Origin of the sequence: Niallia laureatilytica (assembly GCF_046613985.1) — a bacterium.
In the GTDB taxonomy this organism is placed as follows: Bacteria; Bacillota; Bacilli; order Bacillales; family Cytobacillaceae; genus Niallia.
Genome location: NZ_JBKKHP010000005.1, coordinates 107456 through 122996, shown reverse-complemented (window position 1 = coordinate 122996; position 15541 = coordinate 107456). Strand labels below are relative to the sequence as shown.

Genomic DNA, 15541 nt, shown 5'->3' with positions numbered 1-15541 from the left:
GTTTTATTGTAAGCTATAATTATTGAAATACTTTCCAGTTGAAAAGGTGGAGATTGTCTTGAAACAAACTGTATATATTACTAGAAAACTGCCAGAAGACATAATTAATACACTTTCCCTTCATTTTCATGTGAGAATGTGGGAAGAAGAGAATATCCCCGTGCCAAGGGATATTTTACTTAAGGAAGTAGAAGATATTGATGCTCTTATTTGTCTCTTAACAGATAAGATTGATGAAGAAGTCATCGGCAGAGCTCCACATCTAAAGATAATCAGCAATGTCGCAGTAGGCTACAATAATATCGATATAGCAGCAGCGGTAAAAAGGGGAATACAGGTTACGAACACACCTGGAGTGTTAACAGAAACAACTGCAGATTTAACATTTGCTTTGCTGATGGCGACAGCTAGAGGTGTGACAACTGCTTCTGAAGCTTTGCGTAACGGAAAGTGGGGCGCATGGTCTTTAATGGAATTTACCGGACAAGATATTTATAGTGCCACATTAGGGATTATCGGCTTAGGAAGAATTGGCGAAGCGCTTGTTAAAAGGGCAAAAGGCTTTGATATGAATGTGCTTTACTATAATCGTTCCCGAAAGCAAGACAAAGAACAGGAGCTTGATATTCACTATGCAGAATTAAACGATTTATTGCAGAAAGCCGATTATGTGTGTCTGATGATTCCATATAGTACTGAGGTGCATCATCTGATTGGCAAAGAGGAATTGTCCCTAATGAAGCCTACTGCCATTCTCATCAATACAGCGAGAGGCGGACTGGTCGATGAAGATGCTTTATATCAAGCTTTAAAGAATCGAGATATTTGGGCAGCTGGGTTAGACGTCTTTGAAATTGAACCAGTACCTGCTGATCACCACTTGTTATCCTTAAATAATGTGGTGACATTGCCTCATATTGGCAGTGCAAGCTACAAAACAAGAATGAGTATGGCTCAGCTTGCTGTCGAGAATGTTGTAAGCGTACTAGGTGGTGGTGAAGCCTTAACTCCTGTTCAAATGTAAATTCTGTGTACCTCCATTTATGAAATAAGTGGAGGTTTTTACGTGGAATTACTCCTTTAGTCTAGTATTAAATCTTTGACAACCACCAAGCAACAATCATTAAATGTGCTGCTGTTACAGTGAGTGCCCATATAGAGCCCTCTTGCAAACCAATACCGATATACTCCCATTCATTCAATCCATCTCTGCGGCCTAATGCGAACAAAAAAGAAAGAAATGGTGTGATTAAAGTGACAATTGCAGTGAAAACAGATAGAGCCCTTTTTCGTTTACGCATTGCATTATAAAGAGCTGCAGCTAATGTCGCGATAATAAACAAATAATAGAATAACCAAACCCAATTAGGAAGAGTCTCCGAACATCATAGTTCAATCTTCTTTCAGACGTTTTTCATCATAAACACTATATGCGTTATACGTAAAAAAGAAGCATATCAGATATGCTTCTAGCGTTATTATGATGGATACCATGAAAGCTTGCTATCACTGTCCAATGGAAGCGATTTTGTTTCAGCACTCAAGGAATCAAACCATTTGCTTGCAATCTCTTCCTTTGCCAGTTTTGCATTAGCATCATCTTCCCAAATGATATGGGAAAACCATGCTCCCGTCGCCGATTCGAATTGCAGTTCAGCAAAAGCAATCAAAGAATGTTCAGCCTGTGCGAAATTGCCATTAACTGCCGAGGCGACAGACGCTGCTTGCGGCATTAATTCATTCTTAATTTTATCCTTTATGTTAGCATCTTCAAGCTCATCCCACATTACTAATTTCCCATCGAGCTGATAGAAAATTTCAAAAGATGGTTGTGTTCTCATATCCACTAAAATAAAGGCACGTTCCACGGAATTGTTTGCTACCTTAACAGTATTTACGATAATATTTTGCGCCATCTCCACCCAAAAATTGATGGCTTCCTCTTCAGGTGAGCCTAAGTAAAACTCTTCTTCAAGCTCTGTTGCAGCAGCTTCTCCTTTGTTAACGTCTTCGACTTTCTTAAAAAACCGATTAAAAAATCCCAACTTATACACTCCCATTCTAGTATAATCTTAATGCAATTATTATAGAGTATTTTACAGTTTTAACCAAATGTTTCGTCGGTCATGGTATTGATTCCTCCTTTTTTCCTATTGAACCAATACTTTAATTAGTAACAATAAAGCTTAATGACGGCCTTATCCCCATTATTTTTTTCAAGAGAGCTGGCAATCAAGCTTGCATATCGTTCTTCTAACCAATCACGTGCGAAGGTATTTGGACAAAATATGCGAACATATTGCGAATCTTTCATTTCAATCGTTGTGTCTTTGAGCCATGTATGAAAAGAGGGAGCAGATAATTTCCCTTTGATATCATTCAATGTTTTTTGCCAAATTTCTTGATTAGCAGGGGCATTGTATTCTTCGTTCTGATTTTCTTCCTGCGACAGACTATTATTCCTTTTCATAGTCTTCATTTCCTCTTTTAGCTTCAGATAAGTACTAAGGTCCTCTATATCAAAATCGATAAATGATTCAACTAAAACTCCAAACTCTTCATAAGATAGTTCAGAATACTTGAATAACACAAATGCCCCTTTAAAGTCTTCCTTTTGTAATGCCATCTCAATTCGCTGCTTATCAATTGTTTTGTATATATCCTTTATTGTTAAAGTATCCATTGTAGCCTCCTTAGATGGAAAGAGTGTAAAAAAATTATAAAATGACTTAGCAGCGAGCACAAATATAAATAGACCTAGCAAATCATAGAGGTAATTTGATATAGATAGAGGCAGAAATTAAGATTTAGCAAGGAAAGATAGTATTTTTTTAATGTAAAATTAAAAGGAAGTTTGGCACTCGAAGTGGTAAAAATATTGGACATTTGCATCAGCTGTCTTGCTAAAAAAATAGTGAAAAACACAGACCAAGTTGATGAGAAAGAGCATGACATTCGTCCATTTAGGATCAGATGGCTGAACAGCCTTGGTGCAATGGTGCTTTACGCTGCTCCTGCCTATGTTTTATCTTGCTAGACTACTAGTTTTATAGCAGGATATGTTGGTTGTCGTTGGCAGTAAAAAAACATTGTAATAAAAACAAGGAAATGCTGATCAGACATAGTGTTTGAGGGACTTTTTTATTAAATGGTACAAATAGTGTCTATAATAAGACACTATTTGTAAACTAGTTAAAATATGTCCTAAAGTTAGAGGGACTTTCCAATTATTTTTAAAGATAATTTTCCTTGCTGACACCATATTTTTTTTGCACAAATGAAAAAAACACGTATAATAATGTTAATTAATATTAGAAATGGAGTACACAAAATGGTCCAATCAATTAATACAAAAGTCGATTTAGTTAGTGATGCAACTTCACATATGGGGATTTCAGAATATGGAAAAATCATGATTGGCGACAAGGGATTTGAATTCTTTAACAGTCGTGATGCTCGGAAGTTTATTCAAATACCTTGGGATGAAGTTGATTTTGTTACGGCATCAGTTATGTTCAAAGGGAAATGGATTCCTCGTTATGCTGTTCAAACGAAACGAAATGGGAAGTATATATTTTCTTCTAAAGAGCCTAAAAAAGTTTTGCGCGCCATTCGCAATTACGTAGATCCAAGCCATATGGTCCAATCTTTAAGTTTCTTTGATGTTATTAAACGGGGTTTTAAGAGTAAAGTAAAAAAATAGTTTTGCCTACCATTTTGGCAGAAAAATTATATTACAGTGATTATGTTGTCTACAATTCCGTTTGAATAAACCAGCCAGAAGGGCTGGATGTATTCATGCTGCAAGTATACTTGGTGAGAATCGTTAAATTTTTTTAAAATCTTTCTTGTAAGCGTTATATTAGTGTGCTATAATTTCTTTGGAAGCTCAGTAAAGAGGCATCCAAATTTTTAACTATTAATTTAAAGCGTTTACATAAAACTGGATATTTATCATATTTTTTACGTGTTACTGATTCGATCAGGCATGAGTTAAAAGTATTGATTTTTTTGAGGATTAAGGGGCAATCTATACCTATATTCTCATTTAAAATCGACTTTTTACTCATGCCTTTTTTGTTATTTATATCGAAAATGTAACCGCTTTAAATGAGTTGAAAAAAACAGCTGAATAATACATGGTTAAATCACCATGTTATTTAGCAGTAACACTAATAAAAGGAGGTAAAAAGATGGTAGGAATTATCATTGCTAGTCACGGTGAATTTGCCACTGGTATCATGCAATCTGGAGCAATGATCTTTGGAGAGCAAGAAAATGTAAAAGCAGTTACTTTGATGCCGAGCGAAGGACCTGATGATGTCAAAGCAAAAATGAAAGAAGCAATCGCCTCTTTCGACAACCAAGACGAAGTATTATTCTTAGTCGATCTTTGGGGTGGAACTCCATTCAACCAAGCCAACAGCTTGATTGATGAACACAAAGACAAATGGGCAATCGTTGCTGGTATGAACTTACCGATGTTAATTGAAGCATATGCATCACGCTTCTCGATGAACACAGCCCATGAAATTGCTGCCCATATTTTAGGAACAGCAAAAGAAGGGGTTAAAGTAAAACCGGAAAGCTTAGAACCAGCAGACACAACTGCTGCAGCTGCTACTCAAAAACCTGTAAATGCAGGTGCGCCTGGTAAATTTGAATATGTGTTAGCACGTATTGATTCTCGTTTGCTTCACGGCCAAGTAGCAACAGCATGGACAAAAACGACACAGCCTACGCGTATTATTGTGGTATCTGATGCAGTGGCAAAGGATGAGCTTCGAAAGAAATTGATTCAGCAGGCTGCTCCTCCAGGTGTTAAGGCACATGTTGTACCAATCAAAAAAATGATCGAGCTTGCCAAAGACGATCAACATTTCGGCGGTCAACGTGCATTACTTCTGTTTGAAAGCCCGCAAGATGCACTTAGAGCGGTTGAAGGCGGTGTTCCATTAAAGACAATTAACGTTGGTTCCATGGCACACTCACCTGGTAAGGTTCAACCGAATAAGGTTTTGGCCTTTAGCCAGGAAGATATCCATACTTTCGCTAAACTGAAAGCAGCGGGCCTAAACTTTGATGTACGGAAAGTTCCGAACGATTCAAAAGGCAATATGGATGAAATTCTTAAAAAGGCTCAAGAGGAATTAAATAAACAAAAATAATCGTAAATAGAAAGAACGGGAGGACTAATAACATGGATTTAAATATGATTCAAATAATATTAGTCATTATCGTAGCATTTTTAGCTGGTGTAGAAGGTATCTTGGATGAATTCCACTTCCACCAACCTATCATTGCTTGTACGTTAATCGGCTTAGTTACAGGAGAATTAGTACCATGTCTTATTTTAGGTGGTACCCTGCAAATGATCGCTTTAGGCTGGGCAAACATTGGAGCTGCAGTAGCACCTGATGCTGCGTTAGCATCTGTGGCATCCGCAATTATACTAGTTTTAAGTGGACAGGGCGAAGCTGGCGTGTCCTCTGCAATCGCGATTGCTGTTCCTCTTGCAGTTGCAGGTTTATTGCTAACAATCATCGTTCGTACAATTGCAACAGCATTAGTACATTTGATGGATGCAGCAGCTAGAGAAGGAAACATTAGAAAAGTGGAAATGTGGCATATCGTTGCTATCTGTATGCAGGGCTTACGTATTGCTATTCCTGCTGTATTGATTTTAGCTATCGGAGCAGGTCCTGTTAGAGAATTGCTAGAAGCGATGCCAACATGGTTGACAAGCGGCTTAGCAATCGGCGGGGGAATGGTTGTAGCAGTTGGTTATGCAATGGTTATTAACATGATGGCTACGAAAGAAGTATGGCCATTCTTCGCAATTGGTTTCGTATTAGCGACAGTTTCACAAATCACACTTATCGGTCTTGGAGCTATCGGTGTGGCTCTTGCACTTATCTACTTAGCACTTTCTAAGCAAGGCGGCTCAGGTGGCGGCGGAAATTCCAACAATGGAGATCCACTAGGCGATATTATCGATAATTACTAAGAAGGAGGGGAATAAACAATGGAAAAAGAATTGAGATTATCAAAAAGAGATCGTATTTCTGTTTGGTGGCGTTCCACTTTCCTTCAAGGTTCTTGGAACTACGAACGTATGCAAAACGGCGGTTGGGCATTTTCAATGATTCCTGCCATCAAAAAATTATATAAAACAAAAGAAGATCGTGCAGATGCACTAAAACGTCACTTAGAATTCTTTAATACACACCCATATGTTGCTTCACCTATCATTGGTGTAACACTAGCACTTGAAGAAGAACGTGCTAACGGTGCACCTGTTGAAGATACAGCCATTCAAGGTGTTAAAGTCGGAATGATGGGACCTTTAGCAGGTATAGGAGATCCAGTTTTCTGGTTTACCATTAAACCAATCCTTGGTGCATTAGCAGCGTCCCTGGCATTGACTGGCAACATCCTTGGTCCAATTATTTACTTCTTTGCATGGAATATCATTCGAATGGCATTCACATGGTATACACAAGAATTTGGCTACAAAGCTGGTTCCAAAATTACAGACGACTTATCTGGTGGAATACTTCAAAGTATTACAAAAGGTGCCTCTATACTCGGGATGTTCATCCTCGGAGCGTTAGTTAACAGGTGGGTATCCGTCCAATTCACACCAACAGTATCATCTGTTGAATTAGACGAAGGTGCTTATATCGACTGGGATAACTTGCCTGCTGGAGCAGAAGGAATTAAAACCGCGCTGGAACAGCAAGCAGCTGGTCTCTCCTTAGATCCAGTTAAAGTAACAACTTTACAAGCCAACTTAGACAGCTTAATCCCTGGTTTAGCAGGATTGCTGTTAACACTTCTTTGCATGTGGCTGCTGAAGAAGAAAGTTTCTCCAATCGTTATGATTCTTGGATTGTTCGCAGTTGGTATCGTATTCCATTTAATTCACTTGATGTAATTTAAATAGCACTTCCTGTTATGATGAAATGATTATAATAGGAAGTGCTTTATTTTTTATAAAGAAATCATGAATTAAAATCCTTCAATTAAAGCAGATTCTCGATTCCAAAAAATTCTTTGAATCCAGACTTCCCTCGCGCTGTAATCATGATTTCCCGAGAATTCTCTTTTGCTTCAATCCAGCCTAATTCAATATACCTCTCAAATAAACCGTTTCCTAATGCTCCTCCTAAATGATGAGTACGTTCACTCCAGTCAAGACATGCATGTGAAAAAGAGCGGCGTTTCTTAGATAAACCTACTAAATCTAATCCTAATTTTTGAAAAAAGGATTCTCCTTTTGCTGTTACGATGAATTGTTTATCACTTCTTTCTATGTATCCTGCATCTTCCATTATTTTTGTTAGTTGTACACTTACGCGTCCCGCTAGATGATCGTAACAGGTTCTCGCATTTTCTAGCCTTTTTAATTGACTTGATTGTTTTAATGAACGAATTTCTGGTGGTGGAGAGATAGACATTAATATCTCAAGTGTATTCGCTACTTCTTCATTTGCTAATCGAAAATATCTGAAACGTCCATTTTTTTCCGTAGTCACAAGATTATTTTCGACTAGTTTTGCAAGGTGGAAGCTGGCCGTTTGTGGTGTGATTTTGGCCATATATGCTAGTTCGCTGGCTGTATGGTACTTTCCATCCATTAAACCTGCCAGTATAGTTGCTCTTGATTCCTCTGTAAGTAAAGCGGTCAGGGCCGTAATATTCGGACTTATACTCAATTTTCAACACCTCTGTAATCCATACTTCGATAAGCATCGTATTATATAGCTCTTATAATAATAGTAAAGAAACGTAATCACAAGGGAGGGCAAGGTTTTAAATTTGGAGAAAAAAGCTTGGGAGGGTCTGAACAAATGACTAAATACAACTTTTTTATATTAATTATCTTGACTACTGCATTAATGGGCTCATCATTTGCCATCGGTAAAATAGGTTTAAGCTATTCAAGTCCTTTATTATTGGCTGGGTTACGATTTGTTCTTGCTGGCATTATTATGGCTGTTATCGTAAAGAAATTTAAAAGACCGCAGCCTAGTGGTTATAGAAATTGGCGAAGAGTCCTAATTATCGGAGCTCTACAAACAGCAGGCGTAATGGGGTGTATTTTTATTAGCTTAAGAACAATTACAGCCAGTGAATCTTCCATCCTAACTTTTATGAATCCTTTATTAGTAATTATTTTTGGAACTATTTTTATGGGTAACCGTTACAGATGGTATCAATGGAGCGGTGTTGTCCTAGGATTTGTTGGTGTTGGAATTATATTGGGCGGAATTAAGGATTTTAATATAGGCATAGTTTTTGGAGCTTTCTCCGCTGTTTTTTGGGCAATTTCAACATTATTAGTTAATAAGTGGGGGAGGCATTTTGATACATGGGCACTTTCTGCCTATCAAATGCTATTTGGTGGGGGAATACTCCTCTTTTTAAGTTTCTTACTCGAAGATCCTTTCTTTTATATCAATAAAAACTCGATATTAATTCTTTTATGGTTAAGTATCATGTCTTCAATCGTTCAATTTGCGGTATGGTATTTTCTCTTACAAAAAGGAGATCCAGGTAAAACAAGTTCTTATTTGTTTTTAGCTCCATTTTTTGGTGTTTTAACTGGGAATATATTGCTACAGGAGGTTATTTCTTATTCGCTTATAAGTGGAGGAATATTCATTTTGTTAGGAATTTATCTTGTAAATAACAACTTTAAGAAAGAAATTGTTAGCAGCAATAGTTATCCCTTACGATAAATCAAAATGTAGGAGGAGCGTATAAAGATGGAAAATAAAACGTGGAAAGATTATTTTTATGAAATAATTAAGGCATTATTGCTTTATAAATAAGGAACCATTCGACGACTATGGAAAATACGAGTTTACGAAGTAAATACATACATTGTTAACAACTTCTGCTCAAGTTATCTAATGAAACATTTACTAACCTTATACGTATATTTAGAGGGAAAAGTGATTATTGCGGAGGTAGATAAATGGCAGGAAAAAAATTCAATCTATTATTATTACTTCAAATGATTTTGACGCCTATTGTTATGGTTATATGCATTTATAATGTAGTTACCCAAAATTTCACCTTGCAACCATTAGCGTTCCTGCTTCTGAGTGCAATAGTCATTATTATCGGATTGCGAGAATATAAAAGAACGAAGAGTTTTAGGTGGGGTATCTTTTATCTATGCACATCGCTTTTTGTTTTATACGTAGCTGTCCAGGGGTTTATGTATAATTAATAATTTTATTATGTAATAAACATAGTGGGTTAATTCAAATGTAATTCCGGATTTTCAGCCATTTTAGTAAACAGAAAACATAAGGGATTCTTGATAAGAAAGAGATTGTGACAAACCATTTGGAAAAAATACCGAAAACAAACCGGGAAAATCGGCTTAAGGATTTTCCCGGTTTTTATTATTTTATATGGTTGTTACATATAATCATAAACTGAATCAACAAAATAGAGCCAGTGATAATATTCAATCTGTGAATCCGTCATTTTGGCGGTTTCTTTCTCATTGAATAAATGCTGCTCAAGTAATTCTTGAACTTTTGAATTTCTTTCGATTCGGCTCATTATAAATCCTCCCTTTAGTTTGAGAAGTAACGAAGTTGTTGAATATTATTGGAAACGTTTTCTTTATATGTTTATTATATATCTCAATATGAGATTAAACAAATATTAAAATTAGATGATTTTTCGAAAAATAATACGGAAATGTTATTTATCTTCATTATTTATTAAGCATGACCGTATTTCTTAAGCTTTGTTCATTAGTGGGAAGGGAATGGATATGAAGAATGGTTAATGCAATTTCAGGGTAACATTGTCAGGCAACCAATTCAGACTCTAATTTGGCTTTTGTGAATTGGCATGTTAATGAGGTGTTTCGAGGGCCCAGTTACGAGATTCATTAAATAATTTAGCCTAGCCCATAATCAAACAGTAGGACGGTAATTTTGAAAAGGCCGTTCTGGTTTGTATTATGGGTAACCAATCATAGAGACTAAACTATAAAAAGATGAGTTATATATTCAATAAATCACCAAAATACTTAAGATTTTTCAGCAGGCTGCAGCTTAATAGTGACTATATTTAGACACTATAAATAAACCTTGATATAAAAGGTTTTTTATCTAAGTTGAAACATAGATAATAATTGTTTGAAAAAGACAAGTGACTATTCATTGTCACCTTCTAATAACGAAATATGGCAATATCAATACTTCTCCTTTACGAACGAAGAATGTTCAACTTAAATACATCCGAAAACCAATTATAATCAACAGCACAGACAGCATTTGCAAAATCACCGTGCCTGGAATTTTTCTCGACAGCAGCACACCGATCTGTGAACCGATAATTACGCCAATACTGCCCCATAAGACTGTGTTCCAATCAATACTGCTGTAGAACAATTGCGAAAAAACACCGACTAGAGAATAAATGGTTAAGGAGAAGATAGATGTTGCTGTAGCAATATGTGTTGGCAATTTAAAGGCGTAAATCAATATTGGAACTAGCAGCCAGCCGCCCCCAATTCCTAAGTATCTTGAAAGGATGCCCATAAAAAACCCGATTGGGAGAATAGAGACTAATGGCAGACATGCAGTCTCCTTAAAATCAGGAGTATTCTCAACTGCAGCAGCTACTTCATCTTCACCACTGCCTTCTTTGCTTAATAGCCGCTTTTTCTTTTTTAAGCTCGCAAATGGGGGATTTTTAGCAAATAGGAAAATCCCTAAAGCAACTAAAACTGTTGCGAATATGACATAAAAATAGCTGGATGAGTAGATTTGCAGGAGCCAAACTCCGAGTAGGGAACCAGGAATGGCGCCTGCGCTAAGTGTTAAGCCTGTATGATAAGAAATTCGTTTTTGTTTTGCATATCCAACAACTCCTGAGAGAGAGTTAATTAACACAATCACTAGACCAGAGCCGGCTGCAAGTTTTGGATCCATATGGAATATGAGCAGAAGAGCAGGTACAAAGATAAAGCCGCCGCCAGACCCAACTATTGTGCCGTAGCCTCCAGCAATGATGCCAACGATAACCAGTAAAATACAAATATAAATGTCCAAGATACTTTCCTCCTAACCCTTATACATTAAGGCTATCAAAGGAATGAGTTATTGTATATTTGAATAATTTTATATCCTATAAGCAACTGTTATACCCATGACGGACAACCTAAAAAAGCAGGTGCTTCCTAGAAGCACCCTGCAAAAAATTAATGGCGAATATATTGAATGAAGTATTTTAACCCGGACTTTTTAAAGCGGTGAGATTTTTGCACCATCCATAAATCTCGGGAAATCAGGAAATTGCTTATTTTAACTTCATGCAATGTTCCGTATTGGATCTCCCTGGTAACCGTTAACTTTGGGAGTATGCTGACACCTAAGTCTGCTTCTACCGCACTTTTAATTGATTGATAGCTACCCAGCTCCATTGCACTTTTAATCTTTTCAAGTACGCCATGTTCAGCTAATGCAGACTCAACAATCACGCGTGTACCTGAACCAATTTCTCTCCAAATCATTTTTTCATCAAGCAATTCCTGAATACCTATTTGCTCTTTATTGCTCCAAGGATGGGCAGGAGAGGTTACAAGGATAAGCTCATCATCCGCAAACTTCTCTCGAATTAAGCTATCGTTATCAACCGCACCTTCAACAAAAGCAATATCGATTTCGTTATTTTCAAGTTTAGCTAAAACCGTAGGTGTGTTTCCGATCGAAAGACTGAATTTCAAGTCAGGATAGCTCTTGCTGAATTGTCCTAATAATCCTGGCAATAGGTATTCACCAATTGTGGAGCTGGCCCCAATATTTAAAACGATTTCCTCGTTTCCAGTCAATTCCTGGATAGCCTCAAAAGAAAGCTTAGAATACTCGACCATCTCTTTTGCATATGGATAAAGAATTTCACCTGCTTTTGATAAGGTCAATTTTCCAGCGTTTCTCTCAAACAGCTGTGCTTGATAGATTTCTTCGAGTTGTCTAATCTGCCTTGTCACAGCAGGCTGTGTAACAAAGCTTAGGCGGGCTGCTTGGCTGATTGTACCTTCCTCAACAACGAGGCAAAACATTTTTAAGCTGTCTATGTTCACATCACAACCTCCAATATAAATGAACGACTTTATAGTCAATATCCAATAGTTTATATAGTGAATTGTATCATTTTCTCTATGGAAGAGCTTATGTGTTTGCTTTTTCATATGCAAACAACAGAGACTAGTTAGGGACTTAATATAGTCTCCAAAGGATAATATTCAACAGAAATAAACTATAAAAAATTGACGAAAATCTTGAAAAAACGATAGCAATCAATAGGATAGTCACTATATATAGACACTATTGTGTAAGCATTGATAATTCAACACTTACTAATAAAGATTCATTTTTGAAAAAGGTCAGTTTAACAGCTAAAATTCTATTTAGCGGCATACTATGGTGACTTCAAAAATGCAATGATTTAAAAACTTGTCATAATAAGTCGAATTGCAGTGTTTTAGAGAGCCGTTAATGTCGATACTTATGATATAATTTAAGTAGTAATGAAGAACTAAATATCATCTGAATCAAATGCATCTAAAGCTTAAATATAGATAGTAAATTATACGCATCCAACAATTATCTTAATAAAAAGATAAAGCATTAATAAAAAATTAAACGGAATTATAAGAATCACAGCAAGCGGGTTACAGGGGGAAGCAGTTTGAACACATATATCGTAATGCAAGGAAGCAAGTATCATGAAGTAAGGGATTTAGGAATCATTTGGTCGCCTCAAATAGATAAGGGCGGCAATATAGAACATTCCTGGGAAAGAATGAAGGAAGTTAAAAAGGGCGACCGGATTTTTCACTATGTGAAAGGAAATATTGTTGCTATCAGCATTGCTAAAGAGGACTGCATCGAATCAAGAAGACCTCTTGTTTTACAATCTGACCTTTTTGATGACGAAGCAGGCTACTTAGTTGAGCTAGAGTATTATGAGCTGGATAAATCAGTTAATGTAAAAGGGAAATTTGCGGAAATTCTCCCAGTGCTACCTTTAAAATATTCACCATTTCAAGAGGATGCTAGCGGCAATTCAGGCTACTTATATCCATGTAACGAAGAACTAGCAATCAAGCTACTAGAGTTAATCGGTGAATTGAACATCTATTTAATTGATACAGAGCAATTGGAATTATCCATGGATTATATTAAAGTAACAGAACATAATACTTTGATTCCAGTAATTGCCGAAACAGAGTCAGAGGTTAAAACAAAAATCAGACTAGGTCAGCAACGATTCAAAAAAGATTTGTTGCAACTGTGGGGCTGTAAGTGTGCCCTTTGTGATATAGACCTTCCAGAACTGCTGCGAGCAAGCCGCTCTAAGCCATGGAAAGACAGCACGAACGAAGAACGAATTGATCCATATAACGGCTTACTGCTTTGCTGCAATCATGATGCATTATACGAAAACGGCAAAATAGCATTTGATGGGCAAGGAAGATTGCATATATCTCCTGAAATAAAGGAGGAGGACTACTTGAAATATAGCTTATTAACGAAGAAGAAGATTAAGCTGAATCCGGAGAATAAAGTGTATTTTAAGTGGCATAAGCGAAATGTATTTGGTAAAAATCAAGAACTTTCTTGAACAACTATTTAGAGGCTCATATAGAGCCTTTTTTTTGTGGGAAATTATAAAATTATTAAAAGCCATTTAATTAAAAATAAGTAGGGATTCCACTGGTAATAATTACTATGATAAAAATTGTAAGACTGTGGTAATATCTTCTTGGGTCTAATAGACCATTCTAGAAAGAAGATTACATAATAATAGTTTTAAAGGATAATTTGTATAGGTGAAAAGTTGAGGAGGATAACTAGAGCTTTAAGTAATTTGGAGGTAAAATGTGAAATTCTTAAAAATATTTTTTTGGATAACTATTGTCTTTTTTATACTTTCTTTTATAGTATTTTCCATACAATGTCTACTATCTGATTGGTGGAATATCATCTTATTATTAATTATTTTAGTAGCGATTTTTTGGATTAAAAAAAGGAGACAAAATCAGCAGTCTTTTTGGCAAGGAATAATAGTTATTATTATTTCGTTGCTTTTATTTGCCTGGTTTTACATTCCGTGCGTAATAGGGCATTACAAAGAATTATTCTCGGAATCAGATACTAAAGTAACAGAGTCTCATGAACAACATGATAGTAATAATAGTATGTATGATGAGAAGAAGGAAGAGGAAAAAGCAGAACAAGCAGAACAAGCTAAGAAAGAGCAAGAAGAAAAAGAAAAAGCAGAACAAGCTAAGAAAGAGCAAGAAGAAAAAGAGAAAGCGGAACAAGCTAAGAAAGAGCAGGAAGAAAAAGAGAAAGCGGAACAAGCTAAGAAAGAGCAGGAAGAAAAAGAGAAAGCGGAACAAGCTAAGAAAGAACAAGAAGAGAAGGAAAGAGTAGAACAAGCTAAAGAGCCAGAAATAGAGGGTACTTGTGACATAAAAGGTAATATTTCTAATTCTGGAGAGAAAATCTATCATATCAAGGGTGGAAGGTATTATGAGATTACTGATCCCGAGGAAACTTTTTGTTCAGAATCTGCGGCTATAGCTGCAGGATATAGAGAATCAAAAAGGTAGGAAATGAAGTTTTATTCAGATTTCATAATTATTATGTTCCTAATCAAGTCCTATTCAATGTTTTAATAAATCCTTTTTAAACTAATACACAATACTTTCTAGAAAATCGCTATATATTAACTATCTGAGATAGAGAATATAATAGTAACATACAATTTATAGGATAATTTTAATAATTGAGGGGAAACAATCGAATGAGAACAGTATTATATATAATGATGATTGGTTTGTTTTTTCTTGTTGCTTGTTCTGAGCAGCAAGAATCGAATAAATCTACTTCAAACCAAGTATCAACAGAAGAAGAAATAGAAGTGTCTACAAGTGAAGCGGATTCAAAAGAAGAATCAGGAGCGTTTGAGGAAGAGAATAAAGAAGAGGATGAAGAGACACCAGTAAGCAGTGAAGAAGTAGCTGGCGACGCTGAGGAAGAAGTTTCTGAAGAATCCTCAGAGGAAGAGACTGAAGCAGAGGAAGAGACAACTCAACAAATTACGACAGATGAAATCAAAGAAATTATTGAGTACTATTCACTGGGAGAAGATGATTCCTTAGGAAATTATTCCTTAGAAAATGGAGAAATTAAGGCAACAGTGGAACTAGCTCCAAGTGAATTATTTCCTGCAGAAGATATGGCAGTAAATGCTTACAGTCAATTATCAGATGAGTTATTGTATTATGACGGTTGGGATTTATTAACGGTTACATATGCTGGTGTTGGAACTATTAGTATGAATCGAAACGAAAAAGAAACCAATGAATATGGTGATTATTTTCCTACATTGGTTATAGAAGATAGATTAAGCTATTAAAGACTTCTTAAAACAAATATAAGAAAACGAGAGCTAGGAAATTCATTCTAGCTCTTTTCGTATTTTAAGCTATCCT

Annotated in this window: 18 protein-coding genes; 11 read left to right on the top strand and 7 right to left on the bottom strand. The window is 36.1% G+C overall.

Going from position 1 to position 15541, the window contains the following annotated elements; translation table 11 throughout:
- Positions 1 to 58 precede the first annotated feature (58 nt).
- A complete protein-coding gene (locus tag ACLIJJ_RS14245; protein ID WP_233315144.1) occupies positions 59 to 1024 on the top strand; it encodes a 2-hydroxyacid dehydrogenase in 966 nt (321 codons plus the stop codon).
- Between the two features lie 67 nt (positions 1025 to 1091).
- On the opposite strand, the gene ACLIJJ_RS14240 is transcribed toward ACLIJJ_RS14245, so the two are convergent.
- From ACLIJJ_RS14240 to ACLIJJ_RS14230, 3 genes are all read right to left on the bottom strand, one after another.
- Entirely contained in the window at positions 1092 to 1343 is a 252-nt protein-coding gene (locus ACLIJJ_RS14240) for a hypothetical protein (protein ID WP_411411130.1), read from the bottom strand.
- A gap of 135 nt (positions 1344 to 1478) precedes the next feature.
- Positions 1479 to 2045, bottom strand: a complete 567-nt coding sequence (locus ACLIJJ_RS14235; protein ID WP_411411129.1) for a hypothetical protein — start codon at positions 2043 to 2045, stop codon at positions 1479 to 1481.
- A gap of 125 nt (positions 2046 to 2170) precedes the next feature.
- Complete coding sequence (locus ACLIJJ_RS14230; protein ID WP_411411128.1) at positions 2171 to 2683, bottom strand: DnaA N-terminal domain-containing protein; 513 nt, start codon at positions 2681 to 2683, stop codon at positions 2171 to 2173.
- 171 nt (positions 2684 to 2854) lie between these two features.
- Between ACLIJJ_RS14230 and ACLIJJ_RS14225 the strand changes: the two genes are divergently transcribed.
- From ACLIJJ_RS14225 to ACLIJJ_RS14205, 5 genes are all read left to right on the top strand, one after another.
- On the top strand, positions 2855 to 3037 hold the full coding sequence (locus ACLIJJ_RS14225; RefSeq protein WP_341081094.1) for a hypothetical protein: 183 nt from the start codon (positions 2855 to 2857) through the stop codon (positions 3035 to 3037).
- A gap of 294 nt (positions 3038 to 3331) precedes the next feature.
- A complete protein-coding gene (locus ACLIJJ_RS14220; protein WP_233315146.1) occupies positions 3332 to 3703 on the top strand; it encodes a DUF956 family protein in 372 nt (123 codons plus the stop codon).
- 490 nt (positions 3704 to 4193) lie between these two features.
- The gene (locus tag ACLIJJ_RS14215) at positions 4194 to 5168 is read left to right on the top strand and encodes a mannose/fructose/sorbose PTS transporter subunit IIA (RefSeq protein WP_411411127.1); all 975 of its coding nucleotides are present in this window, start codon (positions 4194 to 4196) and stop codon (positions 5166 to 5168) included.
- 32 nt (positions 5169 to 5200) lie between these two features.
- Positions 5201 to 6007 (top strand): PTS mannose/fructose/sorbose transporter subunit IIC, encoded by an 807-nt coding sequence (locus ACLIJJ_RS14210; RefSeq protein WP_233315148.1) that lies wholly within the window; start codon positions 5201 to 5203, stop codon positions 6005 to 6007.
- Between the two features lie 18 nt (positions 6008 to 6025).
- Positions 6026 to 6937 (top strand): PTS system mannose/fructose/sorbose family transporter subunit IID, encoded by a 912-nt coding sequence (locus ACLIJJ_RS14205; RefSeq protein ID WP_233315149.1) that lies wholly within the window; start codon positions 6026 to 6028, stop codon positions 6935 to 6937.
- A gap of 88 nt (positions 6938 to 7025) precedes the next feature.
- Here the strand turns inward: ACLIJJ_RS14205 and ACLIJJ_RS14200 are convergent, their stop codons facing one another.
- Positions 7026 to 7718, bottom strand: coding sequence for an ArsR/SmtB family transcription factor (locus ACLIJJ_RS14200; protein WP_341081091.1), 693 nt, complete (start codon positions 7716 to 7718; stop codon positions 7026 to 7028).
- Between the two features lie 135 nt (positions 7719 to 7853).
- Here ACLIJJ_RS14200 and ACLIJJ_RS14195 point away from each other — a divergent pair, with 135 nt between their 5' ends.
- Together ACLIJJ_RS14195 and ACLIJJ_RS14190 are read left to right on the top strand one after the other, a co-directional pair.
- On the top strand, positions 7854 to 8744 hold the full coding sequence (locus ACLIJJ_RS14195; protein WP_233315151.1) for a DMT family transporter: 891 nt from the start codon (positions 7854 to 7856) through the stop codon (positions 8742 to 8744).
- Between the two features lie 239 nt (positions 8745 to 8983).
- Positions 8984 to 9241: a DUF3953 domain-containing protein gene (locus ACLIJJ_RS14190; protein WP_411411126.1), complete on the top strand. Its 258-nt coding sequence runs from the start codon at positions 8984 to 8986 to the stop codon at positions 9239 to 9241.
- Between the two features lie 194 nt (positions 9242 to 9435).
- On the opposite strand, the gene ACLIJJ_RS14185 is transcribed toward ACLIJJ_RS14190, so the two are convergent.
- The 3 genes from ACLIJJ_RS14185 to ACLIJJ_RS14175 form a co-directional block, all read right to left on the bottom strand.
- Positions 9436 to 9582, bottom strand: a complete 147-nt coding sequence (locus tag ACLIJJ_RS14185) for a BH0509 family protein (protein ID WP_233315152.1) — start codon at positions 9580 to 9582, stop codon at positions 9436 to 9438.
- Between the two features lie 674 nt (positions 9583 to 10256).
- Positions 10257 to 11087 carry a sulfite exporter TauE/SafE family protein gene (locus tag ACLIJJ_RS14180; protein ID WP_411411125.1) on the bottom strand — a complete coding sequence of 277 codons (831 nt, stop codon included), beginning with the start codon at positions 11085 to 11087 and terminating at the stop codon, positions 10257 to 10259.
- Positions 11088 to 11236: 149 nt separating this feature from the next.
- On the bottom strand, positions 11237 to 12118 hold the full coding sequence (locus ACLIJJ_RS14175) for a LysR family transcriptional regulator (protein WP_251645741.1): 882 nt from the start codon (positions 12116 to 12118) through the stop codon (positions 11237 to 11239).
- Between the two features lie 608 nt (positions 12119 to 12726).
- Here ACLIJJ_RS14175 and ACLIJJ_RS14170 point away from each other — a divergent pair.
- The 3 genes from ACLIJJ_RS14170 to ACLIJJ_RS14160 all read left to right on the top strand — a co-directional run bounded on the left by ACLIJJ_RS14170 (position 12727) and on the right by ACLIJJ_RS14160 (position 15465).
- Positions 12727 to 13662: an HNH endonuclease gene (locus tag ACLIJJ_RS14170; protein WP_411411124.1), complete on the top strand. Its 936-nt coding sequence runs from the start codon at positions 12727 to 12729 to the stop codon at positions 13660 to 13662.
- 259 nt (positions 13663 to 13921) lie between these two features.
- Positions 13922 to 14656, top strand: coding sequence for a sunset domain-containing protein (locus tag ACLIJJ_RS14165; RefSeq protein WP_411411123.1), 735 nt, complete (start codon positions 13922 to 13924; stop codon positions 14654 to 14656).
- Between the two features lie 194 nt (positions 14657 to 14850).
- Entirely contained in the window at positions 14851 to 15465 is a 615-nt protein-coding gene (locus ACLIJJ_RS14160; RefSeq protein ID WP_411411122.1) for a hypothetical protein, read from the top strand.
- Positions 15466 to 15541 lie beyond the last annotated feature (76 nt).

Coding starts and splice junctions, on each gene's coding strand:
- ACLIJJ_RS14220 (WP_233315146.1), top strand. CDS start 3,332: ATGGTCCAATCAATTAATACAAAAGTCGATTTAGTTAGTGATGCAACT.
- ACLIJJ_RS14185 (WP_233315152.1), bottom strand. CDS start 9,582: ATGAGCCGAATCGAAAGAAATTCAAAAGTTCAAGAATTACTTGAGCAG.
- ACLIJJ_RS14210 (WP_233315148.1), top strand. CDS start 5,201: ATGGATTTAAATATGATTCAAATAATATTAGTCATTATCGTAGCATTT.
- ACLIJJ_RS14190 (WP_411411126.1), top strand. CDS start 8,984: ATGGCAGGAAAAAAATTCAATCTATTATTATTACTTCAAATGATTTTG.
- ACLIJJ_RS14160 (WP_411411122.1), top strand. CDS start 14,851: ATGAGAACAGTATTATATATAATGATGATTGGTTTGTTTTTTCTTGTT.
- ACLIJJ_RS14195 (WP_233315151.1), top strand. CDS start 7,854: ATGACTAAATACAACTTTTTTATATTAATTATCTTGACTACTGCATTA.
- ACLIJJ_RS14230 (WP_411411128.1), bottom strand. CDS start 2,683: ATGGATACTTTAACAATAAAGGATATATACAAAACAATTGATAAGCAG.
- ACLIJJ_RS14215 (WP_411411127.1), top strand. CDS start 4,194: ATGGTAGGAATTATCATTGCTAGTCACGGTGAATTTGCCACTGGTATC.
- ACLIJJ_RS14205 (WP_233315149.1), top strand. CDS start 6,026: ATGGAAAAAGAATTGAGATTATCAAAAAGAGATCGTATTTCTGTTTGG.